General features: G+C 67.2%; 24 protein-coding genes. 11 read left to right on the top strand and 13 right to left on the bottom strand.

The window, feature by feature from the left end; translation table 11 throughout:
* Positions 1 to 2 precede the first annotated feature (2 nt).
* Positions 3 to 1133: a GGDEF domain-containing protein gene (locus ACX12F_RS15465; RefSeq protein ID WP_459365432.1), complete on the bottom strand. Its 1131-nt coding sequence runs from the start codon at positions 1131 to 1133 to the stop codon at positions 3 to 5.
* Positions 1134 to 1285: 152 nt separating this feature from the next.
* Between ACX12F_RS15465 and ACX12F_RS15460 the strand changes: the two genes are divergently transcribed.
* Together ACX12F_RS15460 and ACX12F_RS15455 are read left to right on the top strand one after the other, a co-directional pair.
* Complete coding sequence (locus ACX12F_RS15460) at positions 1286 to 3736, top strand: Tex family protein (RefSeq protein ID WP_459365431.1); 2451 nt, start codon at positions 1286 to 1288, stop codon at positions 3734 to 3736.
* A gap of 342 nt (positions 3737 to 4078) precedes the next feature.
* Positions 4079 to 6472 carry an ATP-binding cassette domain-containing protein gene (locus tag ACX12F_RS15455; protein ID WP_459365430.1) on the top strand — a complete coding sequence of 798 codons (2394 nt, stop codon included), beginning with the start codon at positions 4079 to 4081 and terminating at the stop codon, positions 6470 to 6472.
* A 61-nt stretch (positions 6473 to 6533) separates the two neighbouring features.
* Here ACX12F_RS15455 and ACX12F_RS15450 read toward each other — a convergent pair whose 3' ends face one another.
* On the bottom strand, positions 6534 to 7103 hold the full coding sequence (locus ACX12F_RS15450; RefSeq protein WP_459365429.1) for a peptidoglycan endopeptidase: 570 nt from the start codon (positions 7101 to 7103) through the stop codon (positions 6534 to 6536).
* A gap of 351 nt (positions 7104 to 7454) precedes the next feature.
* On the opposite strand from ACX12F_RS15450, the gene ACX12F_RS15445 reads away from it, so the two are divergent.
* Both ACX12F_RS15445 and ACX12F_RS15440 read left to right on the top strand, forming a co-directional pair.
* A complete protein-coding gene (locus ACX12F_RS15445) occupies positions 7455 to 7916 on the top strand; it encodes an SRPBCC family protein (protein ID WP_459365428.1) in 462 nt (153 codons plus the stop codon).
* Positions 7917 to 8057: 141 nt separating this feature from the next.
* Positions 8058 to 9470: an HNH endonuclease signature motif containing protein gene (locus ACX12F_RS15440; RefSeq protein ID WP_459365427.1), complete on the top strand. Its 1413-nt coding sequence runs from the start codon at positions 8058 to 8060 to the stop codon at positions 9468 to 9470.
* 252 nt (positions 9471 to 9722) lie between these two features.
* Here the strand turns inward: ACX12F_RS15440 and ACX12F_RS15435 are convergent, their stop codons facing one another.
* Positions 9723 to 10145 (bottom strand): hypothetical protein, encoded by a 423-nt coding sequence (locus ACX12F_RS15435; RefSeq protein WP_459370369.1) that lies wholly within the window; start codon positions 10143 to 10145, stop codon positions 9723 to 9725.
* A gap of 93 nt (positions 10146 to 10238) precedes the next feature.
* Positions 10239 to 10646 carry an Rv0313 family protein gene (locus tag ACX12F_RS15430; protein ID WP_459370368.1) on the bottom strand — a complete coding sequence of 136 codons (408 nt, stop codon included), beginning with the start codon at positions 10644 to 10646 and terminating at the stop codon, positions 10239 to 10241.
* Positions 10647 to 10729: 83 nt separating this feature from the next.
* Between ACX12F_RS15430 and ACX12F_RS15425 the strand changes: the two genes are divergently transcribed.
* From ACX12F_RS15425 to ACX12F_RS15415, 3 genes are read left to right on the top strand one after another with little or no spacing between them, the layout of a single operon-like run.
* Positions 10730 to 11542 carry a nuclear transport factor 2 family protein gene (locus ACX12F_RS15425; RefSeq protein ID WP_459365426.1) on the top strand — a complete coding sequence of 271 codons (813 nt, stop codon included), beginning with the start codon at positions 10730 to 10732 and terminating at the stop codon, positions 11540 to 11542.
* A gap of 51 nt (positions 11543 to 11593) precedes the next feature.
* Positions 11594 to 12157: a hypothetical protein gene (locus ACX12F_RS15420; RefSeq protein ID WP_459365425.1), complete on the top strand. Its 564-nt coding sequence runs from the start codon at positions 11594 to 11596 to the stop codon at positions 12155 to 12157.
* 51 nt (positions 12158 to 12208) lie between these two features.
* A complete protein-coding gene (locus ACX12F_RS15415) occupies positions 12209 to 12583 on the top strand; it encodes a DUF732 domain-containing protein (protein WP_459365424.1) in 375 nt (124 codons plus the stop codon).
* Here ACX12F_RS15415 and ACX12F_RS15410 read toward each other — a convergent pair.
* Together ACX12F_RS15410 and ACX12F_RS15405 are read right to left on the bottom strand one after the other, a co-directional pair.
* Positions 12566 to 13363 (bottom strand): SGNH/GDSL hydrolase family protein, encoded by a 798-nt coding sequence (locus tag ACX12F_RS15410; RefSeq protein WP_459365423.1) that lies wholly within the window; start codon positions 13361 to 13363, stop codon positions 12566 to 12568. The genes ACX12F_RS15415 and ACX12F_RS15410 overlap by 18 nt on opposite strands.
* A 44-nt stretch (positions 13364 to 13407) precedes the next feature.
* Positions 13408 to 14202 (bottom strand): hypothetical protein, encoded by a 795-nt coding sequence (locus ACX12F_RS15405; RefSeq protein ID WP_459365422.1) that lies wholly within the window; start codon positions 14200 to 14202, stop codon positions 13408 to 13410.
* Positions 14203 to 14295: 93 nt separating this feature from the next.
* Between ACX12F_RS15405 and ACX12F_RS15400 the strand changes: the two genes are divergently transcribed.
* Positions 14296 to 15054, top strand: coding sequence for a class I SAM-dependent methyltransferase (locus ACX12F_RS15400; protein WP_459370367.1), 759 nt, complete (start codon positions 14296 to 14298; stop codon positions 15052 to 15054).
* Positions 15055 to 15061: 7 nt separating this feature from the next.
* Here the strand turns inward: ACX12F_RS15400 and ACX12F_RS15395 are convergent, their stop codons facing one another.
* The 7 genes from ACX12F_RS15395 to malQ form a co-directional block, all read right to left on the bottom strand.
* On the bottom strand, positions 15062 to 15520 hold the full coding sequence (locus ACX12F_RS15395) for a nuclear transport factor 2 family protein (protein WP_459365421.1): 459 nt from the start codon (positions 15518 to 15520) through the stop codon (positions 15062 to 15064).
* Positions 15511 to 16398 carry an LLM class F420-dependent oxidoreductase gene (locus tag ACX12F_RS15390; protein WP_459365420.1) on the bottom strand — a complete coding sequence of 296 codons (888 nt, stop codon included), beginning with the start codon at positions 16396 to 16398 and terminating at the stop codon, positions 15511 to 15513. Before ACX12F_RS15390 ends, ACX12F_RS15395 begins: the two co-directional genes overlap by 10 nt.
* Positions 16398 to 17717: a serine/threonine-protein kinase gene (locus ACX12F_RS15385; RefSeq protein WP_459365419.1), complete on the bottom strand. Its 1320-nt coding sequence runs from the start codon at positions 17715 to 17717 to the stop codon at positions 16398 to 16400. The genes ACX12F_RS15390 and ACX12F_RS15385 overlap by 1 nt, the downstream gene beginning before the upstream one ends.
* Positions 17718 to 17809: 92 nt before the next feature.
* Positions 17810 to 18871, bottom strand: coding sequence for a PDR/VanB family oxidoreductase (locus ACX12F_RS15380; RefSeq protein ID WP_459365418.1), 1062 nt, complete (start codon positions 18869 to 18871; stop codon positions 17810 to 17812).
* A 41-nt stretch (positions 18872 to 18912) separates the two neighbouring features.
* Positions 18913 to 19812 carry a metal-dependent hydrolase gene (locus ACX12F_RS15375; RefSeq protein ID WP_459365417.1) on the bottom strand — a complete coding sequence of 300 codons (900 nt, stop codon included), beginning with the start codon at positions 19810 to 19812 and terminating at the stop codon, positions 18913 to 18915.
* A 163-nt stretch (positions 19813 to 19975) separates the two neighbouring features.
* Positions 19976 to 20428 carry a hypothetical protein gene (locus ACX12F_RS15370; protein WP_459365416.1) on the bottom strand — a complete coding sequence of 151 codons (453 nt, stop codon included), beginning with the start codon at positions 20426 to 20428 and terminating at the stop codon, positions 19976 to 19978.
* Between the two features lie 56 nt (positions 20429 to 20484).
* On the bottom strand, positions 20485 to 22632 hold the full coding sequence (gene malQ, locus ACX12F_RS15365) for a 4-alpha-glucanotransferase (protein ID WP_459365415.1): 2148 nt from the start codon (positions 22630 to 22632) through the stop codon (positions 20485 to 20487).
* A gap of 166 nt (positions 22633 to 22798) precedes the next feature.
* On the opposite strand from malQ, the gene ACX12F_RS15360 reads away from it, so the two are divergent.
* From ACX12F_RS15360 to ACX12F_RS15350, 3 genes are all read left to right on the top strand, one after another.
* The gene (locus ACX12F_RS15360; RefSeq protein WP_459370366.1) at positions 22799 to 23668 is read left to right on the top strand and encodes a sterol desaturase family protein; all 870 of its coding nucleotides are present in this window, start codon (positions 22799 to 22801) and stop codon (positions 23666 to 23668) included.
* 161 nt (positions 23669 to 23829) lie between these two features.
* Entirely contained in the window at positions 23830 to 24450 is a 621-nt protein-coding gene (locus tag ACX12F_RS15355) for a LysM peptidoglycan-binding domain-containing protein (RefSeq protein WP_459365414.1), read from the top strand.
* Positions 24451 to 24629: 179 nt separating this feature from the next.
* Positions 24630 to 25310, top strand: coding sequence for an Rv1815 family serine proteinase (locus ACX12F_RS15350; protein ID WP_459365413.1), 681 nt, complete (start codon positions 24630 to 24632; stop codon positions 25308 to 25310).
* Positions 25311 to 25581: the final 271 nt, after the last annotated feature.

Below are 25581 nucleotides of genomic sequence, written 5' to 3'. Positions count from 1 at the left end.
GCTCAGCCGCGGCTACCCGCCGCCGACGCGCGGATCACGCGGTCCCGGCCCCGGTTCTTCGCCTCGTACATCGCGACGTCGGCGCGGCGGATAGCCGACCGCAGCCCGGCCTTATGCCCGAGCTGCGAGACCCCGATGCTCACGGTCCCGGCGAGGACCACGTCGTTATGGCTGAACGTGGCGGCCGCGAATGCCACCCGGAGCCGGTCGGCGATGACCGCCGCCTGACTTTCGTCGACGCCCGGCAGCATGGCGCAGAACTCCTCACCGCCGATCCGCGCCAGCAAGTCGCCGCCGCGCAGGTTCGACCGCGCCACGCAGGCGAATTCGGCCAGCAGTCGGTCGCCCGCCTCGTGGCCGAAGACGTCGTTGACGGCCTTGAACTCGTCGAGGTCCATCACGATGACCGAACACCGGAGCTGGCGCGCGACGCATTCCTCGGCGAGCCGCTGCGCCTGGATCATGAAGCCGGCGCGATTGAGCGTGCTGGTGAGGGAGTCGAGCATGGCCGCGTCGGCCAACTGATCCTCGAGCCGTTCCCACCCCATCAGCGACAGGCACAGGTTGATGGCCATCACGGCGAAAGCGAAGAACAGCATGGGAACCGACAACGCCGGACCCGTCGTCGCGAACTGCACGGCACCGGCATCGAGGTGGAGGCTGACCGAGCGCCCGACCGTCGCCGCAGCCGCGACGACGTAGAGGCTGATGAGAATGCGCCGCGACGCCAATCGCTCGACGCGCTGGGCCTTGATGCCGTCGACGACGCTCAGCGCGAAATACCCGACCAGCACGAGGGCGGTGAGGGACACGCCGGCTGGGATGCTGGTGGTGAACGGCGGGACGACTTGGAAGGCGACCAGGACCGCCAGCGGCCCGGCGGCCACCATCCGCACGCGGATGGGTTGTTCGTTGAAGGCGCACAGGCCACCCCAGATCAATGACCAGCAGGTGACGATCAGGACGTTGGCCACCGTCACCGACAACACCTCGGGCACCAGTCCGCGGGCGCTCAGGAGTCCCGCGCCGAGGGCACCAGCGAAGTTGCCCGCGCCCCACAGCTGGACCGCGGCGTGTCCGCGCTTACCGGCGCCCACCCAGACATGCAGCAACGCGAAAATCAGGGTGGTCATCGAGACGACCATCCACAGGGTGCGCACGTCGGGGTTCATGACGCGCTATCGGGTGTCGCCGGGCGCGCGAGGCGCCGGGAGCGGCTGAGGCATAGCGCAAACTTACTCGCCGCTGCCGACCACTGTCGGCAGCATTGGGTAGGGTCCAGCCCGTGAATTTGAGCGTCAAGTCTGTCGTCAAGTCCGTGAACGCCCGCCTCGCCGAAGAGCTGGCCGTCGCCGAAGGTCAGGTCGACGCCGCGGTCCGGCTGCTGGACGAGGGCGCGACCGTGCCGTTCATCGCCCGGTACCGCAAGGAAGTCACCGGCAGCCTGGACGACGGCCAGCTCCGCACGCTCGAGGAGCGGCTGCGCTACCTGCGCGAACTCGATCAGCGGCGCGACGCGGTGCTGGCGTCCATCGAAGAACAGGGCAAGCTGACCGACGATCTGAAGGCGGCGCTGCTGGCGGCGGAGACGAAGTCGCGGGTCGAGGACATCTACCTGCCGTACAAGCCCAAGCGCCGGACCAAGGCACAGATCGCCCGCGAGGCGGGGCTGGAGCCGTTGGCCGACCGGCTGCTCGCCGATCCGGCGCTGAACCCGGAAGAAGTCGCAGCCGAATTCCTCGGTGCGGAAGTGGCCGACGTCGCCGCCGCGCTCGACGGCGCCCGCCACATCCTGGTGGAGCGGGTTTCCGAGGACGCCGAGCTGGTCGGTGCGGTGCGTGAAAAGTTCTGGGCCGACGGCACCCTGACCACCAAGCCGTGGTCCGAGGAGGCGGCGAAAAGTCCTGCCGCGCAGAAGTTCCGCGACTACTTCGAGTACTCCGAGCCGCTGGAGGACATGCCGTCGCACCGCGTACTCGCGGTGTTGCGCGGTGAGAAGGAAGAAGCGCTGTCGCTGAACTTCGACGGCGGTGACGAAACGCTGTACCAGGCCATGATCGCCCAGTCGCTCGGCGTGGACATGGGGGCCGGGGGGGCGGCCACGCCGTGGCTGACCGCGACGGTCGGCTGGGCCTGGCGCACCAAGTTGATGTTCTCGGCCGCCGTCGACGCGCGCATCCGGCTGCGCCAGCGCGCCGAGGAGGACGCCGTCGCGGTGTTCGCCAAGAACCTCAAGGATCTGCTGCTGGCCGCACCGGCCGGGACCCGCGCCACGCTGGGCCTGGACCCCGGCTTCCGCACCGGCGTCAAGGTCGCGGTGGTGGACGGCACCGGCAAGGTCGTCGACACCTGCGCCATCTTCCCGCACCAGCCGCAGAACAAGTGGAACGACGCCAAGGCGACGCTGGCTGCGCTCGTGGCGCGGCACAATGTCGAGCTGATCGCCATCGGCAACGGCACCGCATCGCGCGAAACCGATGCGCTGGCAACCGAACTCATCGCGGACCTGAAGGCCGCGGGCGCGTCCGGGCCGAAGCGGCTGCCGACGAAGGCGATGGTCAGCGAGGCCGGGGCGTCGGTGTACTCGGCGTCCGCCTACGCCGCCCACGAGCTGCCCGAGCTGGATGTCACGCTGCGCGGCGCCGTCTCGATCGCTCGTCGTCTGCAGGACCCACTCGCCGAACTGGTCAAGATCGAGCCGAAGTCGATCGGTGTCGGGCAATACCAGCACGACGTGACGCCCGGGACCCTGGCGCGCAGCCTGGATGCGGTGGTCGAGGATGCGGTGAACGCCGTCGGCGTCGACCTCAACACCGCCTCGGTGCCACTGCTGGCCAAGGTTTCGGGCGTGACCGAGTCCCTCGCCGAATCGATCGTGTCGCACCGCGACAAGACCGGACCGTTCCGCAGCCGGACCGGTCTGCTGGATGTTCCGCGCCTGGGGCCCAAGGCTTTTGAGCAGTGCGCCGGCTTCTTGCGAATCCGTGAAGGCGACGACCCGCTGGACGCCTCCGGTGTGCATCCCGAGGCCTACCCGGTGGTGCGCCGGATCCTCGACCGCGCCGGCGTCACGCTCGCCGAGCTGATCGGTGACGAGCGCAAGCTGCGCTCGCTCAAGCCGGGCGACTTCGCCGACGAACGCTTCGGTATCCCGACCGTGACCGACATCCTGGGCGAACTCGAGAAGCCCGGACGCGACCCGCGGCCCGCGTTCTCCACCGCGACCTTCGCGGCCGGTGTCGAGAAGGTGTCCGACCTCAAGGTCGGCATGGTGCTGGAGGGCGTGGTGACGAATGTCGCCGCGTTCGGTGCCTTCGTCGATGTGGGTGTGCACCAGGACGGCCTGGTGCATGTCTCGGCGATGGCCGACCGCTTCGTCTCGGACCCGCACGAGGTGGTCAAGTCCGGCCAGGTCGTCAAGGTCAAGGTGCTCGAGGTTGATGTCGAGCGCCAGCGCATCGGCCTGAGCCTGCGGCTGAACGACGACCCACAGCGTCCCCGGGACGGCAAGCGGCCCGAGCAGGGCGGTGGGGCCCGCGACGGTGGCGGTCAGTCGCGTGGCCGCGATGGCGGTAACCGGGGTGGCAACGGTGGTGGCCAGGGCGGTGGCCAGAACCGCGGGCAGAATCAGGACCGCGGCCGTAATCCGCAGCGCGGCAACGGCGGTGGGCGCCGGGAGGCGGCACCGTCGGGTTCGATGGCCGAGGCCCTGCGGAAGGCGGGGTTCGGCAAGTAGACCGCCATACCGCGAGCTGGTACGTGAGTGTCGCAGTGGGGTTGTCCCGGACGCCGCGGGTGGATAGGCCACTGGCGGGTGTCCTCGCGGCGACCTCTACTCGACTTTTCGCCACCTGCGCACAGGCTCAATGGAAAACCGGGCCCTGAGTTCAGCGTCAACGCGCCCATGACGCCGGACCGCGATCACCCTGAGACCTGGCCAGTCGGGTAGGCCGCTCGAGCCGAAAAACATTGGGATATCGCCAGTTTTGGTGGGCGCTTTTCCTATCGCCGGCCGGCTCGCGAGAGGCGATCAGGAATCGAGAAGCGCCGCTGATCGGCGCCCGGTTAACGTGTGGGTATGCCCAGCAGAACGCATGCCGCTGACCGTCACGACCTGATCCGTGTAGTCGGTGCCCGGGAGAACAACCTCAAGGACATCAGCGTCGAAATTCCGAAACGGCGCCTGACGGTCTTCACCGGGGTGTCCGGGTCCGGCAAGAGCTCGCTGGTGTTCGACACCATCGCCGCGGAATCGCAGCGCCTGATCAATGAGACCTATAGTGCGTTCGTCCAAGGCTTCATGCCGGCACAGGCACGTCCCGACGTCGACGTACTAGAGGGGCTGACCACCGCGATCATCGTCGACCAGGAACGGATGGGCTCCGACCCGCGCTCCACGGTCGGCACTGCCACCGACACCGGTGCCCTGCTCCGCATCCTGTTCAGCCGGATCGGGAAGCCGAATATCGGTTCCCCGCAAGCCTTTTCATTCAACGTCGCCTCGATCAGTGGAGCCGGCGCGGTGACCATGGAACGTGCCGGGCGTACCGTCAAGGAGCGGCGCGACTTCAATATCGTGGGCGGCATGTGCCTGCGGTGTGAGGGTCGCGGCGCGGTCAACGATATCGACCTGTCCGCGCTGTACGACGACAGCATGTCGATCAACGAAGGCGCAATCACGATTCCCGGCTTCGGCATGGACGGGTGGTACGGCCGAATCTTCAACGGCTGCGGCTTCTTCGACCCCGATAAACCGATCCGCAAGTTCACAAAGAAGGAACTGGACGCCCTGCTGCACAAGGAAGCGACCAAGATCAAGGTCGACGGCGTCAACCTCACCTACCTTGGCCTCATCCCGCAGATCAAGAAGTCGTTCCTGAGCAAGGATGTCGAAGCGATGCAGCCGCACATCCGGGCGTTCGTCGAGCGGGCGGTGACGTTCGCGACGTGCCCCGAGTGCGAGGGTACGCGCTTGTCCGATCTGGCACGTTCGTCAAAGATCAAGGGCATCAACATCGCTGAGGCCTGCGCCATGCAGATCACAGACCTGGCCCAGTGGGTCCGCGCGCTGGCTGACGACAGGCGCCTCGGTGCGGGTGTGGCACCGCTGTTGGCGACGTTGCGGCACACGCTCGATTCGTTCGTCGGCATCGGGCTGGGCTACCTGTCGCTCGCGCGGCCTGCCGGCACGCTCTCTGGTGGAGAAGCGCAGCGCGTCAAGATGATCCGTCATCTCGGCTCAGCGTTGACCGATGTCACCTACGTGTTCGACGAGCCGACCATCGGTCTGCACCCGCACGATATCGCCCGCATGAACGAGCTGCTGATCCAGTTGCGGGACAAGGGGAATACCGTGCTGGTCGTCGAGCACAAGCCGGAAGTGATCGGTATCGCCGACCATGTGGTGGATCTGGGCCCGGAGGCCGGCTCGGGCGGCGGTCAGGTGGTCTACGAAGGCACGGTGAAGGGTCTGCGTGGCAGCGGCAGCGTCACCGGCCGGCATTTGGACGACCGTGCGGCGCTGAAGAAGTCAGTGCGAGAAGCGAACGGGGCCTTGGAGATTCGTGGCGCGAACACCAACAACCTGCAGGATGTCGATGTGGACATTCCGCTGGGTGTACTCGCGGTGATCACGGGCGTGGCAGGCTCTGGGAAGAGCTCCTTGATCGACGGTTCGGTAGCCGGCCGCGACGGCGTCGTCACCATCGACCAGGCGCCGATCCGCGGATCGCGGCGCAGCAATCCCGCGACCTACACCGGACTGCTCGACCACATCCGCAAGGCATTCGCCAAGGCGAATAACGTCAAACCCGCTCTGTTCAGCTCGAATTCGGAAGGCGCCTGCCCGGCCTGCAACGGCGCCGGTGTCATCTACACCGACCTGGGCGTCATGGCCACCGTCGAGTCGCGCTGTGAAGAGTGCGAAGGCCGGCGGTTCGGTGCCTCGGTGCTCGAATACACCCTGGGCGGGCAGAACATCGCCGAAGTGCTGGCCATGCCTGTGGCCGATGCGGAGAAATTCTTCACCGACGGTGACGCGAAGGTTCCCGCCGCACAGAAGATCCTGGCACGGATGGTCGATGTCGGATTGGGCTACCTCACGCTGGGACAGCCGCTGACCACGCTGTCCGGCGGGGAAAGGCAACGACTGAAGCTCGCCACCCAGATGGGGGAGAAGGGCGACGTCTATATTCTCGACGAGCCCACCACCGGCCTGCACCTCGCGGACGTCGAGCAGCTCCTGGCACTCTTGGACCGGATCGTCGACGCCGGCAAGTCCGTCATCGTCATCGAACATCATCAGGCCGTGATGGCGCACGCCGACTGGATCATCGATCTGGGTCCCGGTGCAGGTCACGACGGTGGCCGCGTGATCTTCGAGGGCAGTCCGGCGGACCTGGTCGCCGCAGGCAAGACGCTGACCGGGTCTCACCTGGCCGAATACGTCAAATGGCAGGTCGAACAGCAGTAGGGCTGCGACCGATGGCCGGTCGCAGCCCTACTGCTGGATGCAATGCGGTGCGGAAAAACGGTCAGACGGGTTGTTCCGGGCCCTCCGGGGCCGGAGCGGCAGCCTCGGGAGCCGGCGCGGGGGCGTCCGGGGCGGGGGCGAAGTTGGCGGCCTGGATGATTTCCGGGGCCGGGAGGTCGGCCGGACCGGCCGGGGGCGCGAGCGGAGCGTCCAGCGGGCCGTCGAGGGGCAGATCGGCCGGGATGTCTTCGCCAGGAGCCAACGGCAGGTGCATGTGGTGGGTGAACTGGCGCTGGAAGGCGCCGCCGCCACCGATTCGGACGCCGCCGCCCTCACCGCTGGACACCGGGGTGCCGTCCGGCAGCGTCACGGCCGTGTGGCCGCCGTTCCAGCCGATGTTGAGGGCGCCGGGCGCGGTGCCGGGCAGGAAGCCGCGGGCACGTAGCGCGGCCTCTTCGTTGCCGGTGTTGAACCGGTCGCCGTAGACGGGACGGCCGGTGGCGGCGTTGGCCACCCAGGAGGCCAGTCCGGAGCAGTCAGTGCCGCGTGCCGTATCTCCGCCGGAGATGTACGGCGTACCCGAAACCTGGTTGACCAAAGCCAGCAGCGATGCGGTCGCAATAGCAAACATGACGATGAACGCTAGCAACGGAAAATTGAGAGCGTCAAAATTCTGTGTCTGCCATCACGTTTCGCAAATCATGTGGTGTGCGTTACATGGCGGTGTATTCACATCATGTTGGGGCAGAGGCTATTTCGAGAACTCGCAGGTGAATGCACAAAACATACTGCCATACACAGCTTTTCCGCAAATGCAAGGTCGCGACGGCTGTTGCGGAGCCGTGACCAGCTAATTCCAAGACCGGTGCTGCGGGCCTCCGCGCGGTTTGTGCGCCGGTTTCGGCCCCCGCGTGGGCTCTTCGGGCCGTACCTTCGGCGGGCCTGGGCTCACCTTCTGAAACGGTCAAGTTACGGTGGGTCGATGTGGATGTCCCGGTCCCGATTCGAGCTGAGGGAAGAGATGCCGGCGGCACCGGATGATGCCCGCACCTTCTTTGCAGATCTGGCGAACATGAATCTGGTGCATCCGCTCGTGGTGGCGGTGGACTGTCTGGTCGATCGGCAGGACGCACAGGGCCGCCGCCGCGACTATCGGGTGCGAGACCGCATCCCGTTCGGCCCGCTCGCCCTGGCGGTGTCCTATCGGGCGACGGTTCTGATCGCGCCCGACGGCGTGGTGCACACCGAGGCGCGCCAATGTCCGAGAGTGCGGCTCCGCGGCACCGTCACCTTCGCGGCGTCCGGGGCCGGCACCGTCGTCACCGAGGCGGTAGATATAGCAGCGCCGCGGCCGCTCATCGCCTTCACCACCGCACAGGCGGAGAAAGCGCACGCGGCGATGCTGGCGGCCATCCGGCGCCGCTTCATAGAAAGTTCGGGCTGAGCCGAGTGTGACGGTGGTTAGCGATGGCGGCCAAGTTGCCTCCGAAAAACTTTGGTCACTTTGTTTTCGCTGGTCACGGTGGGTAACTGGGGCCGCATTCGTCACAGCGAATTGTCGGTGTCTCGAACTAGTGTTCGAAGTATGGATATTGCCAGCAGCCTTGTCGAGGAGGTCTACGCGGACCTCGACGCGGTGCTGGCCCGCGTCGCGGCCCTGGACTACGCCGGTCTGCCCATCGAAGTCTTGTTGGAGTTGCAGTCCCGCCGCGAAACCCTGAAGTGTGCCGCCGAGGCGGTCGACCACCAGATTTTGGCCGCCGCCCAGACTCAGGCCACGGCCAAAGACATCGGCGCGAAAGACTGGCCCGAGGTGCTGCATATCCGGCATCGCATCAGCTGGGAGGAGGCCCGCCGCCGGGTCCGCGACTGCGACAATTTGGGGCCGCGGTCGGCGATCACCGGCGAACCCCTGGGCCCGGTGTGGGACCTGGTCGCCGCGGCCCAAGCCGACGGTGTCATCAATATCGAGCATATCGCGGTCATCACGAACTTTTTCGCGAAGGTGCCGTTGTGGGTGGACCCGGTCACCTTGTTGCAGTGTGAGCGCGACCTGGTCGCCGCAGCCCGGTACAAGACGCCGGAGGAGCTGCGCAAAGCGGCCGCTGATCTGCTGTACCGGCTCGATCAGGACGGCCCCGAACCTGACGATGACGAACCGGACCCGCAACGGTCGTTCGTGATGGGTAAGCAGCAGGCCGATGGGCGCTCGGAAGTCAAGGCCAGCCTCGATCCGGAGGCTCGGGCCTATTGGGAGGCGTTGTTCGAAAAGTTGGCCGCGCCGGGGATGTGCAACCCCACCGACCCCGAGCCGTGCATCTCGGGCACACCGACCCAAGCCCAAATCGACAACGACACCCGCACCGTGGCTCAGCGTCAGTACGACGCGTTCAAAGCGGTGGGCCGGATGATGCTGGCCTCCGGGCAGTTGGGCGAGCACAGCGGGCTCCCGGTGTCGGTGGTGGCGACCACGACGGTGCAGGAACTCGAACGCGGCGCCGGGGTCGCGGTCACCCACACGGGATCGAAACTGCCGGTGCGGGATTTGATCCGGATGGCCGGGCAAGGTGCCTACCATTATCTGGCGGTGTTCGATCAGCACACCAACATTGCGCTGTATTTGGGTCGGGCGCGTCGTACGGCGTCACCCGGGCAGCGGATCATGTTGTTCGCGCGTGACCGTGGCTGCACCAAACCCAATTGCACCGCCCCGGCCTCGCGCTGCCAGGCCCACCACGTCAACACCGACTGGCGTGATGACGGCCCCACCGATATCACCAACCTCGCCCTGGCCTGCGGCTGCGACAACCGAGCCGCCCACGCTGGCGGCTGGAGCACCACCATGAAAAACGGCCGCGCCCACTGGACCCCGCCACCACTACTGGACATCGGCCAACCCCGCACCAACCAATACCACCACCCCACCCTCTACCCACCCGAGAGCGAGGACGACGAGAGCGAGGACGGCGATGGTGAAAGTGACAGTCCCGCAAGATGATACGGCGCGATCGGCCGGTGGCGCCGGGTTGCCGTCTGCCTGGGTAAACGCGGGTGATCCCGGCGCGTGAGCCGCATCATGGTGGCGATCACGCTGCGCGGCCGCGCCACCGACTATTAGCGGTTGACGATGATCAGGAGAGTCGAAGATGTTGCGTTGTAGGCGAATTGGCTACGCTTTACCACCGGGGGTAGAAGCTGACACCTTGGCAACGGCGCCCACTGCACGCGTGGTGGTCAGGCGGCGTGCCGGTCAGCTCGGGAAGAACCCGTCACCGGTCTTGAAGCCGGGCTGCCAACCCTGCGCGCCCAGGCACAGCAGCGGGCGGCCGTCCGGCGCCTGGGCTGCGGTCTGCGGACCCGGGCACGGGGAACCGATGTCTTTGACGCCCTGGATCGCGTAGGAGTAGCCCCAGAAGCCGGTGTCGACCGGTGGCCACTGGTTCGGGATCCAGTGGCAGGCCATCGATGCGCCGCCAGGCCCGCGGCCGAAGATGAAGATGTCGTGGCTGTCGCACGGCGCGCCGTTGACCGCCTGGTAGTTCATGCCGGGGACGTCGGTGGGGTAACGGCCGGGATCGTCGCTACCGCCCAGCGCTGGATCAGCGCTCGCGAACGGTGCCAGCCCGATGGCGGTTCCGGCGATCGCTGCGGCCACCGTCAGTACCCGAAACATCCTGGTCATCTCCCTCGCACTGCTGCCACACGACAATGTGGCAAAGCGTAGCGTGTCCGCCGCGTCGCCGGGGATATTGTCGGCAGGTCAATATCAGTGCGGTTCGGGCCGCGGCGTCTGGTCGTCCTGGGACGGGCTGCTCTGTTCCGGTGCGTCCAACACACTGACACCGATGCCGTACGGCAGGAACCTGACCTTGCGGGCGGGGTCGGTGTTGTTCTTGTTGGCGCGCAGGGCCTCCAGCTCGGAGGGGTAGACCTCTTCGACATGCGCCCCGCCGTCCGCGGCCACGGTGTACACCACCCACACCCCGTCGCCCGTGTCGCCGGTGGTCTCGGGCTGGGTGGCGTGCCGCGGGGTCCGGGTCAGATCGTTGACCACGTTGGCCCAGACGGCGCCGCGGCCGAGGCGGTCGAACACGCCGCGGATGCCCTCGCCCGTCTCGCGCAGGACGCGATCGAACTCTTCCGGATCGATGCCGAACGGGCCGCTGTTGCTCATACCGACCAGTGTGCGCGCCATCGGCGACATCTGCCACGGCCATCCCCTCGCGACCGCGCTCGACGGTGGTGGACGATGGAACCATGCCTGTACCGCAATCGCCGACTCGCGAGGATCTCCTGGCCACCGTCGAACGCTCGCCCGCGGCCACCGCCGCGCATGACAAGGCCGGCTGGGTGGGTCTGTTCAGCGCAGACGGACGTGTCGAGGATCCGGTCGGTTCCCGGCCGCACATCGGGCACCGCGCCATCGGGCAGTTCTACGACACCTTCATCGGGCCACGCACCATCGTGTTCCACCGCGACGCCGACATCGTCATCGACAACACCGTCGTGCGCGATCTGGAACTGGAAGTGCACATGGGTGCCAAGGTGCAGCTGCGGATCCCGGTCTATCTGCAGTACGACGTGGTTGCCGAAGGTGCCGGGACATCGCTGAAAATTGCTCGGTTGCAGACATTTTGGGAGCTACCCGGCATGGTCGCACAGTTCGTCCGGTGCGGCGTCGCGGCGCTGCCGGCCGGATTGGGGCTGTCCGGGGCGCTGTTGCGCAACCAGGGGCCCAGTGGCGCCATCGGCTTTCTCGGTGGCCTGCGCACCGGCGGGACCCGGGCCAAGCGGTCGCTCACCGCGCTGCTGGCCGACGCTGCGACCGGCGACGCACTCGCGGTCAAGCGGCGCCTCAGCGAGCCCGCGGCGATCACCCGCGGCCTCGAAACCCGGCTCAGTGTCTCCGAACTGGTCGAGGAGCTCACCAAATGCCGTGTGCAGAAGGTGATCGCCGCGGGCCGGTACGTCCTGGCCGGAGTCCGGCGTGACGGCTACCGCGGAGTGGTCATCGCCGAGTTGGCTCCTGGTGGTCGGGGCGTCAGCGGCCTGCGACTCTTTGCCGAATGAAGCTGCCAGTTGCCGCGGCTTCCGTCCCCGACATGAGAACGTAGTCACACCATGCCAGTGCAACCCCAACACGAATACATGTCCTACGAAGAATTCGGTCGACGATTCTTCGAGGTCGCCGTCAGCGAGGAACGCGTCGCGGACGCGATCGGTGGTATCGCCGGCGAAGCCTTCGACATGGGCCCCATCGCCCAGGGGCCCGGCGGGCTTGCCAAGGTCACCGCGCGCGTGCAGATCAAACACCCGGTGGTGGCCCGGACGCTCGGGGAAGAGATCACCTTCGCGATCCGCATCCCACTGGAAATCGACATGACACTCGACCTGCGCATCGACCGGCCCCGGTTCATGGTGTTCGGCGAGATCAACCTGACCGCGACCGCGCGGTCGGCCCACCCGTTGCTGCTCGTCATCGACGTGAAGGCGCCGCGGTCGTCGGACATCGCCATCCACGTCACGTCGTCGTCGATCCGGGCGGAGCTGCTGCGCATCGTCGCCAATGTCGACGGCGAGATCCGGCGCTTCATCGCGCACCACGTGGCCGGCGAGATCAACAGTGCAGATGCCAAGGTCATCGACATCGGAACCCGGATCGCGAGCGCCTGGACCGGCGTCTGAGATTGTGCGAGACGGCGCCGGCAACCCGCATCCCATATGATGCAGGGCATCATGAAGAGCTCATTCGGTACCGCCATCGTCATCGCAGCTACCACCGCCGGCATCGTCGGCAGCTTGGTCACGGCCGGTTCGGCCAGCGCGGATGCGGGCACCGAGGCGTTCACCAACGTCCTCAACAACGCCGACATGATGATGCCGAACGGTTCCGATCCGGTGGCGCTGGGGCAGTCGGTGTGCCCGATGCTGGCCGAGCCGGGACAGACCGTCGCCGACGCCGCGGCCAAGGTCGCGGGCGCGTCCGGTATGTCGCTGGGACCGGCCACCATGTTCACCGGCTTTGCGATCTCGTCGTTCTGCCCCGGGGTCGTCGGTGCGCTCGGGCGCGGCGAGTCCCCGCTGCCGCTGGGGCTACTCGGCCTCGGATAACGCCGTTTCGGCGTCGAGTGGCGCGAGGACCGGCCGTTTCGGCTCGAGACCCTTGCCCCGTGAGCTGCCGACCGTGTGTCGCCATACCCAGGGCATCAGCATGTTCTGGGCCCACATGAGCTGTGAGTACATCCGCTCGCGCAACCGCGGCAGCACCAGCTCGCCCTCGACTTCGGCCCATCTGTGGTCGCTGCCCGGCAAACTCAGCGCCTCCGCGGCCGCGTCCGCGAACAGTTGGTGACCGCGCGGGGAGCCGTGCACCCGATCGATGGCCCAGGTAGCGGGATCGAGCATGGATGTCGCCGACGACAGGTCCACCAGCCGGAAGCCGAAGTGGGCCGAATCGGCGCGGATCACGTCGTTGATCCGGCACAGCCGGCCGCTCAGCACTCGGCCGACCGGCAGGATGCGGGCGATGTCGGGAAATGTCGTCGTGACCACGGTCGCGCCGGTGGCCGCGAGTTCGGTGTGCACGCGCCGCATGTCCTCCAGCGCCCGGTCGAAGCTGCGCACCGGCCGCGTGACGTCGTTCATTCCGATGCAGCTGGTGATCAGATCGGGATTCATCGCCCGGGCCTGGGGCAGCTGACGCTCCAGCACGTCACCGATGCGCCGGCCCCGCACAGCGAGGTTCGCGTATTGGAGCCCGGGCTGTAATGCGTTGAGCCGCCAGGCCAGGCGGTCGGCGAAGCCGTGGATACCTGTGTTGTCGTCGCCGTCCAACAGGCCCTCGGTCTGGCTGTCGCCGATCGCGACGTATCGGGAGTAGCCGATGGTCACGATCGTGACTGTAGTCAACGATCGGCAGAACTTCAGCGCAGCCGCTAGCTGGGCCAGATCACGTCGAGCGGACGGCCCACCACACTGAGCTGGTTGATCAGCTCGTCCAATACTGCGCGGGGCAGGTCGAACTGCCATTTCGGTAGCGTCGCACCGACTCGCACGACGCCCGGGCCGAGCTCCACCGAGGTCAGGGTGGCCCCATACGGCAGCTCGGGCAGCCGCACCGGGTACGCCGGGGCGAGCCCGGGCACCGGCACCCGGGTAGGCCCCACCGTCAGGCCGCGGGGCTTGATCCAGAGCGTGTTGCCGCGCAGCTGGGGATCGACCTCGATAACCCCGGAGCGGAAGCGCGACAACCGGATTCGGGCGACGGCGTCCTCGCCGACCGCAGTGCTCACCCGTGGCTCGGCCGCCCGGATCAGCTCGTCGAGCGAGTCGGACGGGATCTCTACGCACAACTCGACCGGCGCGGCGACCAGCATCGGTGGCACCGATGGCCGGACGTGCAGGTTGTTCAGCTTCGCCGATACCGAATTCAGTACGGTGCCAGCCCATTTGACCTTATGCGCGGCGATGTTGACGGTGCCGATATGGCCCACGGCAAAGAGTCCGGCGTCCCACCGGGAATCGAACTCGGCGACGGTCATGGTCAGGTCACTGGTGCGCAGTCGGACCGTGATCCGCCGCCCGATCACCAGCGGCCGTACCGTCAGGAACGCGGTCCGGTACGCCGCGGCGGCCCCAGTGCTCATCGGCAGCACCGCGGCGGTCGACACCACCGAGGTGAACAGGTCGAGCGGTCGGAGCGGGTCCCACCGGCGCGGCGGACGCGTCATGGGCTCAAGCATGCCTGGATCTGCCACCGGTGCACCAGTCGGCATCCTCGCGTGGCTGACCGGTAGCGTCGAGTCGTGGCTGAGTCTGATGAACTGTACCGGCAACGCGACCGCGCTGATTCGTTCGGCGGCGCCGCCCGGTCATATGACCAACACCGGCCCCGGTACCCGGAGCCCATGCTCGAGGAACTGGTCGGTACCGCCCGGGTCCGGGTGCTCGACGTCGGTGCCGGGACCGGGATCGCGTCCCGCCAGTTGATTGCCCATGGTGCGGAACTGGTTGCGCTGGAACCGGATCCGCGGATGGCCGAGGTGGCCGCCGAACACGGCGTCAGCGTCGAGGTGGCCACCTTCGAGGACTGGGACGACGCCGGCCGCACCTTCGATGTGGTGCTGTTCGCCCAGTCGTTCCACTGGGTCGACCCGACGGCGGCGTTGCCGAAGATTCGCCGTTTGCTTGCCCCGGGCGGGCGGCTGGCGCTGGCCTGGAACCGCCTGTTCCCGGTCCAGCCCTCGCGTACGGACTTCTCGGCGGTGTACCGCGACTTCCTGGACGCCGCTTCACCTTTGGTCACAGCGACGCCGACCGGCGGTACGGGTTCGGGCATGGACAGTGCCGACGTCGTGGCCGACCTGGAGGCGGCCGGATTCGCGGTGCGGCAGCTGACGTACGAGCGCGGTGAGCAGTACACCGGCGAACAGTGGCTGGATCTGGTGTTCACCTACTCGAATCACCTCGTGCTGCCCGCCGACCGGGCGGCGGAGCTGCGTGTCCGGCTGGCTGAGGTGATCGGTGCCGGCGGGGTGCAGGTCGGCGGCGACACCCTGTTGATCGTGGCGGAGCCGGCCTGATCCCCGTCTAGTCGCGGAGCCTGCGGACGGGCCGGGTCTCGATGGCGTTGAGCGTCAGGGCGCGGCGCCGGATGCGCCAGCCGCCGTCCATCCGGACGTACTCGTCGTCGTATCGGACGTGCCACACCAGATCGGTGACGGCTGTGGAATCGGTCGCACGGGTCCAGTGGTGGGCGACGCATGTGATGCGGCCCCGAGCGTGGTCGGCGGCGTCCGTGTAGACCTCGCCGACGATCTCGTGCTGGGTGCGGTCGACGCCGGACAGGACGGCCATCGCCGCGCGCACCCCGTCATGGCCGTGCCCGGACCGTACCGGCTCGAGCGACCGGGGCGGGTCCGGCAGCACCAGTTCCGCTGTGCCGGTGAAGAGTTCGACGACATCGTCGAACTGGCGGTCGTCGACGGCAGCGGCGTAGCGGTGTACCAGATCGGCGAGATCGAGCCGGTCGGCCACGGTCAGCGGCACGTCGCGAGCCCGAGTCGTTCGGCACAGGCCGACAACATGTCCTTGGCCTCGTCGATGTCGGTGACCGGCGGCATGGCGAGTACGATGCGGTCGGCGCCGAGCTCCGCGAGCCGGCCCGCACGGTCGGCGTCGACCTTGGTGACGAGGTGCCCGAGGGACAGTTCCAGAGCATCGGGATCCCGGCCGGCCTGCTCGGCCGACTCGCGCATCAACGCGATCAGCCCCGACAGTTCCTCGCCGGCGACGCCGAGAGGCTGCAATCCGTCGCCTCGCCGGCCCGCCCGGCGGGCCGCCGCCCTGCTGTGCCCGCCGATGTGGATCGGTATCGGCGAGAGGGGTTTCGGATAGCACGCGGCGTTGGCGAATTCGAAGAACTCACCGGAGTGGGTGGCGCCGTTCGGCTGATCCGACCACAGCAGTCGCAGGACGTCGATCTGCTCGTCGGCGCGTCGGCCCCGGGCGTCGAACGGGGCGCCGCAGGCTTCGATCTCCTCGCGCAGCCAACCCATACCGACCGCCAGGCGAATCCGGCCGCCGGACAACACATTCAGGGTGGCAAGGCGCTTGGCCAGTGCCACGGGATGGTGGTTGGGCAGCACCAGCACCCCGGTCGCCAGGCCCAGGGTGCTGGTCTGGCCGGCAAGGAATGCCAGCAGGTCCAGCGGATCCGGCACCGCGCAATGGGCTGGGATTTCGACCCGGCCTGAGGCGTCGTACGGATAGACGCTCGAGTACTCGGTCATCAGGACCGTATGCTCCACGGCCACAATGGATTCAAAGCCGCAGTTCTCCAGGTGTCGGGCGAACTGCGTCATCCAGACCGGGTCGGCGGTGACGCCGGCGGCGACCGGTGCGACCACGGCAAACCTGGGTGGCATCAGGGCCTCCGCTCGCTACGGCGAATCTCTTCCCAGCACTGCAGCCGCGTCATACCGGTGCGGTCCATGCACTGACGAATCGGCGTTTCCTGTTCTGGCGCAGGCGTTTCGGTGGTGGTGGTCGGGGTGCTGGAGTCGATGGTGACGGTGCTGGTGATGGTGGCCACCGGGGACTCCGTGGGGCCGGGCGCCACCGGGGACTGCGTGGGTGCGGGCACCATCGAGGACGACGGGCTCGGTGCCGCTTGCGTGGCCGACGGCGTGGTGATCGTCGGGGGAGTCGACGTCGCGGCCGGGCGCTGCGGCACCTGCTGCTCGTCTTTGGCGCGAGTGAATTCGGTTGCCGCGAAGACGAGTGCGGCAATCAGCAGCACGGTCAGCACGACGGGCAGTACGAGGGATCGGCGCGAGCGGCTCTGCTCGGGTGGCAAGACCTCGGTCCGGTCCAGTGCTGCTGGGGCCAGGGTGGTGGCATCCGCACCGGCCATGCCCAGTCCGTGCCGCAAAGCCCGGGCGAAATCGGTGCACTTGTCGAAGCGGTCCTTGGGATCCTTGGCAAGTGCCTTGGCGAGCACCGGGTCCAGGGCGGCGAGGTCGGGTCGGCGCTCCGAGAGTGCCGGCGGGGGAGCGCTGAGGTGCTTGCCGATGATCACCGCCGCGTTCGAGTTCTCGAACGGTGGTGCTCCGGTGAAGAGCTGGAATGCGGTGGCTGCCAGCGCATACTGGTCGGCGCGGCCGTCGATGATGCTGCCGGTCAGTTGTTCCGGGGCGGCGTAGAACACGGTTCCGACCGTCATGTTGGTAGCCGTGAGCCCGGCGGAATCGTTGGCGCACCGGGCGATACCGAAATCGGCCAGCTTGATCCGCTTGTTCGCCGGATCGGTGTCGCTGATCAAAATGTTCGCCGGCTTGACGTCCCGGTGCAGCAGATCGTGCTGATGAGCGTAGTCGAGCGCTTCGGCGACCGCGCTGATGATCTCGGCTGCTTGATCGTCGGATACGCCGCTGTTGCTGCGGAGCAGGCGGCTGACATCTGTGCCGTCGACGTACTCCATCGAGATCCACAACTGACCGTCGAAGTCGCCACGGTCGTACACCCCGACGATGTTCGGATGGGACAGCGCGGCGGTCAGATCGGCCTCGCGCAGAAACCGCTCGCGGAACTCCTCGTTGGCTGACATCTCGGGGCGCAGGACCTTGAGCGCGTCCTGCCGGGGCAGCCGGGGATGCCGTGCGACGTAAACCTCACCCATGCCACCGGAACCGAGGCACCGGACGATGGTGTATCCGGCGAAGTCGGTCCCCTCGGCCATTGGCATTGGGGCATCGTAAACCGATGGTTCACGCCGTTGACTGTTGGCTTGTATTCGGCAGTTCAGGGAAATCCTCGAACACAAGCCAACACTGGGGCCTAGAGATCCAGGGTCAGCGGTCCGTCACCCTGTGCGCGGGACACGCAGATCAACGCCTGCCCGGAATCACGTTCTGTCTCGGTCAGCAATCCGTCCCGGTGATCGACCGCGCCGGCCAGCACCTTCACCCGGCACGTGCCACAGAAGCCCTGCTGACACGAATACGGCGCGTGCACACCGGCTTTGATCAGGGCCGTCAGCAGGGTTTCGTCGGCCGCGACGGCGATGGTCTGACCAGTCGAGGCGACCTCGACCTTGAACTCGTGGCCATCGGTGACCGGCGGTGCGGCGAAGCGCTCGAAGTGCAGCTCGATGTCGTCCGCCCCGACGAGCCGGGTGCGGATGGCGCCCAGCATCGGTGCCGGGCCGCAGGTGTACACCGACGTGCCGGGCCGGCAGTCGCCCAGGAGGTCGTCGGCGGTCGGCAGGCCGTCGACGTCGTCGGTGCGGATTTTCACCCGGTCACCGAACCGCGCCAGTTCATCCAGGAACGGCAGGCTGTCCCGGCTGCGGCCGACGTAGAGCATCGACCAGTCGATGCCGAACTGCTCGGCGCGCGCCAGCATGGGCAGGATCGGCGTGATGCCGATACCGCCGGCGATGAACCGCAGCGTCCGGGTCGGTGACCCGAAGCCCGGCACCGCCATCGGGAAGGCGTTGCGCGGGCCATTGGTGGTGATGACGTCACCGACGGCGATCTGATGCGCTTCGATGGAGCCACCGCCGCCATCGGGTATGCGGCGCACGGCAATTCGGTACGAGCCCGGCTCATCGGGGTCGCCGCACAGCGAGTACTGACGGACCAGACCGCTGGGCAGGTGGATGTCCAGGTGAGCGCCGGGGTGCCAGCGAGGCAGTTCGGCACCGTCGGCGCTGACGAACGTCAACGCCACCACGTCCTGATCGTGCGCAACCACCTGACGGTCAGCGAGCTTCAGCGCGATGGTGCGTTCGACGACGGCGGGCATCGGTGGTTTCCGCAGCCGCGTGGACGCCCAGAAGGTGCTGCTGACGACGGCGTCGGCCACAGTGACCAGGGGGTCGTGCGGCAGCAGGCCCATCACGCTGGGCGGTGCCAGACGTGACCGGAAGCGGCGCGCCTTCACAGGTGCGCGGCGCGGGCGGCGGGCGAGGCGGCCAGATATGCCACGGCCTGCGCGGTCGAGCCCATGGATTCCGGGGTGTAGCTCGGCTTGAAGTACACCAGCGTCTGCTTGAGCATCAGGTTCCGGTACTTCGGCAGCAGGCCCAGCTTGGAGTCGCGCATGCGCAGGCGCTGAGACTTCCACCAGCCGAGCTCCAGCTGCGGATCGTTCTTGACCAGGAAGCGCATGCCGCGCTGGAAGAACACGTACATCAGGATCGCCGCCACGCTCATGGCGCGGATGCGGTCGAAGTAGCTGCTGCGGAAGTACATCGCGACCTCGTGGGCGACCGAGCGGTGCTCGACTTCCTCCGCGCCGTGCCAGCGGAACAGGTCCACCATGACGGGGTCGGCGTCGTAGCTGTCCCAGGTGCAGTTCAGGACGAAGTCACCGAGCACTGCCGTGTAGTGCTCGACGGCCGCGATGAACCACAACCGTTCGATGAGGTTGTTCATCTTGCGGCGCGGGTCGGTCGTCTTCGCCGGCGCGAGGATGTCCTCGAAGACGAACTCGACCTGGTCCAGCAACGGCGTGACATTCATGCCGCTGCGCACCAGGTAGTCCTTCATCACGGTGTCGTGGGTCTCGGCGTGCATGGCCTCCTGGCCGATGAAGCCGCGGACGTCGTCGGCGAGCTTCGGATCCTTGATCAACGGCAGCGCCTCGTTGAACGTTTCGACGAACCAGCGCTCACCGGCGGGAAGCAAGATGTTCAACAGGTTCACCACGTGTGACGCGACGGGATGGCCGGGAATCCAGGACATCGGCTTGTCCGCGGTCTCGAAAGCCACGTTGCGAGCCTGGATCTGCACCGGACCCGGGTCTACTTCGTGGGCGAAACGCTGTGGTTGCAGCATGGAAAGGCTACCTCCGGATCCTCAAGCATCGTTGCGAGTGCACCCAGTGTAAGCGGTTTATGTGGGAACGGCGGTACTGGGTTTTGACCAGAACCGCCGGAACAGCACTCCCGGCGGGTAGGAATCGAGCGCTGACTTGCTGGAATGCCGCTTGAGTGGAGACTTACATACCCGGGACCGACATGCCCGGCTGCGGGCCGACAGGCGTCGCTTGCACCGTGGTCACACCGTTGGAGCCGACATGCGGGGCCTGCGGAGCACCCGGAGCGCCGCCGGCTGCAGGGCCCGATGCGGGTGCGGCGGCCTGGGCGTTCTCGACGGCCTTGGTGGTGCAGTTCAGCATCAAGATGACGCGTCCGTGGCTGCCCATCTTCTCCTGGTCGACGATGCACTGCGCCTGCGGCACATCGCTGCCGACCGAGCCGCCGAAGGTGGCCTTCATGCCCTGGCTCTTGAGGATCGAGACGGCGCGCGCGTACGACTCACCCACCACATTCATGGAGTTGCTGCCACCGGGATCGGACGCGGCCACCGACGAGCCGAACACCGCCGTGGCACCCATCGCCACCGCACCTGCTGCCACGGCACCTGCCGTCAGCATCTTCAGCTTGTTCACCTGACCTCCTCGAGTACAGCGAAGATAGCGCAGATGACGAGGTGGAGAAACTCGAATCAACTCAATCCGGGTGTCACCGCGTCGCCCATCACCTGCGCCAACGCAGCCGCACGCGGGTCGGAAAACAGGTCTTCGAGGAGAACTTTCCGGCCGTCGGGACCGGCCAGCGGCACGCGCCAGTTCGGATATTCGTCGCTGGTACCCGGCTGATTCTGGGTGCGGACGTCGCCCACGGCGTCGGGCAGCGCCAGCGCCAGCAGCCGCGACGGGGTGCGCGTGAGGTAGCGGTACAGGGCGAGGACAGTCTGTTCGGCATCGATCGCGTCGGGCGCATTCGGTGGCAACAGCCCCGCCTCCCGCAGAACAGCCAACCAGCGCTGCTGGTCAGCGTGGTCGGCCGCGGCTTCTTCCTCGTAGGGCCGGGTCAGTAGACCGAGATCGCGGCGCAGCCGGAGGTGCGCGCCGGCCAGGTAACCGGCCGTCGGCGGCAGATCATGCGTCGTCACCGACGACAGGCAGTACTCGCGCCAGCGCGGCGCGGGCAGCGGGCCGCCGTCCCGACCCGCTTCGAACCACAGGATCGAGGTGCCGAGAAGCCCCCGGTCGCGTAGATAGTCGCGGACCCACGGCTCGACAGTGCCCAAATCCTCGCCGACCACCACCGCGCCGGCCCGGTGCGCCTCCAGTGCCAGGACCCCGATCATCGCCTCGTGGTCGTAGTGGACGTACGTGCCGTCGACCGGCGTCACACCGTCCGGGATCCACCACAGCCGGAACAGGCCGATGATGTGGTCGATGCGGACGCCGCCGGCGTGCCGGAGTACCGCCCTGACCACGTCGCGAAACGGTTCGTAGGCGCGCTCGACGAGCTGGTCCGGACGCCACGGCGGCTGTGACCAATCCTGACCGAGTTGGTTGAACTCGTCCGGCGGCGCTCCGGCCGAGACCCCCGTGGCCAGCACCTCCTGTAGTGCCCAAGCATCGGCACCGCCGGGATGCACGCCGACCGCCAGATCGTGGACGATGCCAAGGGACATCCCGGTCTGGACCGCGGTGGCATGCGCGGCCGTCAGCTGGTCATCGAGCTGCCATTGCAGCCAGCGGTGGAAATCGACACGACTGCTGTGCTTTTCGGCGAAGGCCCGCACCGCTGGGTGGTCGGGGTGCTGGAACTCCGAGGGCCAGTCCCGCCAGTCGGCGCCGTGTTTCTCGGCCAGCACGCACCACGTCGCGAAGTCGTCGAGGGTTCGTCCGGCCCGCCGTCGGTAACCGTCGTAGGCCAATGTCCGGCCCGCCGAGCGGTTGGCCCGGTACACCTCCTTGAGCGCAGCGCGCTTCGACTTCCAGGCCGCATCCCGATCGATGAACTCGTTCTTGTCGGCGCGGGACTGCGCGTCGGCCCGGGCTTTGCGCAGCGTCGCCGGCGTGCGGACTGCGGTGTACTCCGGAATCGCCTGCACCCGCAGGTAGAGCGGGTTGGCGAACTGGCGCGAGGTCGGCAGATACGGCGACGGCTCCATCGGGGCCACCGGTCCTGCGGCGTGCAACGGATTCACGAGGATGAAGTCGGCGCGGTGCCGGGTGGCCGACCACACGGCCAGGTCGGTCAGATCGGTGAGATCGCCCGTGCCCCAGGAGCCTTGCGAACGGACGCTGTAGAGCTGGGTGGCCAGGCCCCAAGCCCTGGCGTTGCCCAGGTGGCTCGGCAACGCCAGGGCCTCCGGCGTGACGATCAGCACCGCTTCGGCGTCCGCGGCGGTACCGGCTTGAACGTGCAGCCGGTGATAGCCCAGTGGGAGGTCGTCGGGCAGCTCGAAGGTCGCCTCGCCGACCAGGCGGCCATCCAGATCGAACGGCGGCCGGTTGTTCTCCAACTGGCGCAGGCCGGCCCGCACCGAACCGTCCTCCAGCCGGATCCAGACGCCGACGGGCGCCCCGTGGGTGACGTGCACCCAGAAGCTCCTCGGATGTCCGGACCGGGCGACGATGGTCGGGGACAGGGTGCGCTGCCAGTAGGCGCGCTCATGATCGGCCAGGGCCGTCACGCAGGCGTCCTCGGAGTCGGCCGAGACGCCCAGTGCGGCGAGCACGGCAACCAGCGTGGTGGCCGGGACGGCGTGCCCCGCACCGCTCCAGTCGACGTACTCGGTGGCCACACCGTGGCGCCGGGCGAGCTCGACGAGCGACGCGGTGCGATCAGTCATGGGCGCCATCTTGCCGCGATTCGGCGCACCATGGGAGGTGAGCGCGGGCTGTTTCGAACCGCGGATTGGCCTCAGATTTCCGGGCCGCGGACGGCACGCGAGAAGTTACGCTGCGCGCGGAGGTGTCGACGTGAGTTCCGACCTGTTGTCCGGTGTGCTGCCGACCATGTTGCACGACCCGGTCTCATACGCCATCCCGTTCTTCGTGGTGGCGCTGCTGCTGGAGTGGGGCGCGGCCCGCAAGCTGGCGTACGACGAACAGCAGCGGCCGCCCTCGGGCGCCTACCTGCGGGCCGACGCTTGGGCCAGTATCTGGATGGGGGCGGTGTCGCTGTTCACCAGCGGTGTGCTCAATTTCCTCGCGCTGGTCGGCTATGCGGCCCTCTACGTGTATGTCGCGCCGTGGCACCTGCCGGGCCACGCCTGGTACACCTGGGTGATCGCGATCCTCGGCGTCGACCTGATCTACTACACCTATCACCGCATGGCCCACCGGGTGCGGCTGTTCTGGGCCACGCACCAGGCGCACCATTCCAGCGAGTACTTCAACCTGTCCACCGCATTGCGGCAGAAGTGGAACCCGTCCGGCGACCTGCTGATGAAGGCGATACTGCCGGCTCTCGGCGTGCCGCCGTGGGTCGTGTTCGCCAGTTTCTCGCTGAATCTGGTGTACCAGTACTGGATTCACACCGAACGAGTCGGAAAGCTCTGGCGGCCAATCGAATACGTCTTCAATACACCGTCACATCATCGGGTGCACCATGGCCGGGACGCGCAGTATCTCGACAAGAATTACGGCGGGATACTGATCGTCTGGGATCGTATGTTCGGTAGCTTCACGCCCGAGACGGTGCGCCCGAATTACGGACTGACCAAACCTGTTGGAACATACGATATCTGGAAGCTACAGACGCACGAGTATGTCGCGATCGCACGAGATGTGCGTCAAGCCAATGGGTTTGGCGATCGAATGGGTTACGTCTTCGGTCCGCCGGGTTGGCAGCCGGTCGATTCGGAGTCCGTGCCGGTTCGTTGACGAGGCTGTCAACGCTGACGGAACGCTGTGATTTCTTCGCGATAACTCATTGTTCGCCAACTGTTTTGATTGCGGCGAGTGCAAACGCTGGCGTTCCCCGGAACCGTCGGTACTGTCGGAGAGCGACAGGGTGGACCGCGAACCAAAGGAGCCGGACTTTCATGGGTGACACACTTCAGAGGGGCGACAAGCTCGAGGTCGGACAATCGCTGACATCGAACAACGGTGCTTACCGACTGGTCCTGCAGGAGGATGGCAACCTGGTGTTGTACGCAGGGGAGCGGTCCGTATGGGCCACCGCCACCGACGGGCAGGACGTCCAGCGCGCCGAGGTCCAGTCGGACGGCAACTTTGTGCTGTACACGCCGGACAAGCCCGTGTGGGCCAGCCAGACCGCGGGCGCCGACAATGTCCGTCTCGTGCTGCAGGACGACCGAAACCTGGTGCTCTATAGCGGCGACGATGCCAAGTGGTCGTCGGAGACCCACACCGACGAGGTGCCCGCCGCGCCGGTCGAGGCCGCGCCGGAGCCGGCCCCCGAGCCCGAGGTCGCCGAGGTGGCTGCTGAGCCGGTGGCCGCCGAGGTCGCCGCCGAGCCCGAGCCTGCCCCGGAGCCCGAGGCTCCCGCGGCGCGCACCTACACGGTCCAGTCGGGCGACACCCTGTGGGCCATCGCCGAGCAGTTCTACGGCGACGGCAACCGCTACCCGGAGATTGCCGGTGCCAGCGGCATCGACAACCCGGACTTGATCCAGCCCGGTCAGTTGCTGACCATTCCCTGATCTGGACGGAGCCTGGCGGCCCGGGTCGAAAGATTCGGGCCGCCAGTGCATTTCACGGACAGTTCGTTTGCTGGTGAGCGGCCGGCCCCCGTAGTGCCGTGGGCGGGCTTTCCCGTCCCTCGTTCGGGTTTGCGGGGTAGGCTGGCGCGACGTCCGTCCCGAGGTGATGGGAGAAGGTCATGTTTGTGGGGGGTTTGCGTGCCGCGGCGATTGCTGCGGTCGCTGCGCCGTTGTTCGTTGTGGGTGGTCCGGTGCCGGTCGCATCAGCCGATCCCGGAGTGCTGGTGTATCCGGGTATGGAGATTCACCAGGGCACCACGCGCTGCACGCTGGGCTATGTGGACCCGGCCGCGCGGACGGGCTACACCGCAGGTCATTGCCGCGGCAACGGCCCGGTGACCGACAAGGACGGCCGTTTCATCGGCACCATGATCACGTTCCGGGACAACACGCCCGACGGCGCCACCATCGCGACCGACCACCAGATCTCCGATTGGGAGTCCATCACCATCGCCGGTGATGTGATGGTCAACAACATCCTGCCGGGAGGCCGGGTACTGGTCACCGATCCCGCGGTGAATCCGCAGCGAGGCGAACCGGTCTGCCATTTCGGCGTCGTCACCGGCGAGACGTGCGGCACCGTCGACGCGGTGAACAACGGCTGGTTCACCATGGCGGGCGGCATCGTCAGCCAGAAGGGTGACTCCGGCGGCCCGGTCTACACCATCACCCCGGACAACCGGGCGGTCCTGGTGGGCGTCTTCAACAGCACGTGGGGGCATTTCCCCGCGGCGGTCTCGTGGAGCGCGACCGATCAGCAGACCGGTGACGCCGTGGTGCAGCAGGCTGCCGGCAGCTGACCGGGCCCTGCCCGCGCTAACCCTGCGCTAGGGGCGTGGAAGTGCGAGTGCGTCGCGTGGTGGTTTCCGGGTGAACCGTTGCTCGGCGTGCTCGGGTGTTGATCCTGCGCTGAGGGCACCATCGACACCTGCTGCCATCGGCGTACCTCGGTGAGGAAGAAAACTAGAACACGTTCTAGCCAGGGTCCTCATCCGACGTTATTGTCTAGTCGATCACTGATCAGACACGTGTCCAGGTTGCTTGTCCGACCGCCCTGGACGCCACCGAGAC

This window comes from Mycolicibacterium sp. HS_4_1 (assembly GCF_054515875.1).
This window is presented reverse-complemented; position numbering and strand designations above follow the sequence as displayed.